The organism is Aedoeadaptatus nemausensis, from assembly GCF_903819165.1.
Classification (GTDB): Bacteria; Bacillota; Clostridia; order Tissierellales; family Peptoniphilaceae; genus Aedoeadaptatus; species Aedoeadaptatus nemausensis.
The window spans coordinates 1-1677 of sequence record NZ_CAIJCS010000004.1; the positions used below are offsets into that span (position 1 = coordinate 1).

The 1677-nt window shown below is 52.1% G+C and carries 1 other annotated feature (only partly in view).

Annotated features, from left to right (window positions below):
* Positions 1-103 precede the first annotated feature (103 nt).
* Positions 104-1677 (forward strand) — a sequence feature (most likely nonfunctional fraction of RNA operon) (it continues 2650 nt past the right edge of the window).

Below are 1677 nucleotides of genomic sequence, written 5' to 3' on the forward strand. Positions count from 1 at the left end.
ACTTGAACCAAGTTAATTAAATGGTATAAGAGAATAAACCATAACAAATCTATAAGCTTAAAGCGGAACACAGTCAGTGTTTGAGCTAAGCAAACTCAAAGTTTTTATTGAGAGTTTGATCCTGGCTCAGGACGAACGCTGGCGGCGCGCCTAACACATGCAAGTCGAGCGATGAACATTCATTGATCCCTTCGGGGTGATTTGAGTCGGATTAGCGGCGAACGGGTGAGTAACGCGTGAGGAACCTGCCTCTCACAACGGGATAGCCTCGGGAAACCGGGATTAATACCGTATGACACCATTTTCTGGCATCTTAAAATGGTTAAAGTGCTAGCGGTGAGAGATGGCCTCGCGTCTGATTAGTTAGTTGGTGGGGTAACGGCCTACCAAGACGACGATCAGTAACCGGCCTGAGAGGGTGAACGGTCACATTGGAACTGAGACACGGTCCAAACTCCTACGGGAGGCAGCAGTGGGGAATCTTGCACAATGGGGGAAACCCTGATGCAGCGACGCCGCGTGAGCGATGAAGGTTTTCGAATCGTAAAGCTCTGTCCTATGGGAAGATAATGACGGTACCATAGGAGGAAGCCCCGGCTAACTACGTGCCAGCAGCCGCGGTAATACGTAGGGGGCGAGCGTTGTCCGGAATTACTGGGCGTAAAGGGTTCGCAGGCGGCATGGCAAGTCCGATGTAAAAGGCGAAAGCTCAACTTTCGTAAGCATCGGAAACTGTCAAGCTTGAGTGAAGGAGAGGCAAGTGGAATTCCTAGTGTAGCGGTGGAATGCGTAGATATTAGGAGGAATACCGGTGGCGAAGGCGACTTGCTGGACTTCAACTGACGCTGAGGAACGAAAGCGTGGGTAGCAAACAGGATTAGATACCCTGGTAGTCCACGCCGTAAACGATGAGTGCTAGGTGTCGGGGGTCATACCTCGGTGCCGTCGTTAACACACTAAGCACTCCGCCTGGGGAGTACGTGCGCAAGCATGAAACTCAAAGGAATTGACGGGGACCCGCACAAGCAGCGGAGCATGTGGTTTAATTCGAAGCAACGCGAAGAACCTTACCAGGACTTGAAATACTAGCGCCCACTTTAGAGATAAAGTTTTTTCTTCGGAAACGCTAATACAGGTGGTGCATGGTTGTCGTCAGCTCGTGTCGTGAGATGTTGGGTTAAGTCCCGCAACGAGCGCAACCCTTACTTCTAGTTGCCAGCACGTAATGGTGGGAACTCTAGAGGGACTGCCGATGATAAATCGGAGGAAGGTGGGGATGACGTCAAATCATCATGCCCTTTATGTCCTGGGCTACACACGTGCTACAATGGTCGGTACAGAGGGCAGCGACAGAGCGATCTCAAGCGAATCTCAAAAAACCGATCCCAGTTCGGATTGCAGGCTGCAACTCGCCTGCATGAAGTCGGAGTTGCTAGTAATCGCAGATCAGAATGCTGCGGTGAATGCGTTCCCGGGTCTTGTACACACCGCCCGTCACACCATGGGAGTTGGCAATACCCGAAGCCGGCGAGCTAACCGCAAGGAGGCAGCCGTCGAAGGTAGGGTCAATGACTGGGGTGAAGTCGTAACAAGGTAGCCGTATCGGAAGGTGCGGCTGGATCACCTCCTTTCTAAGGAAGAAGGCTCTTGCCTGCGGGCAGGAGCCACAAAGATGGA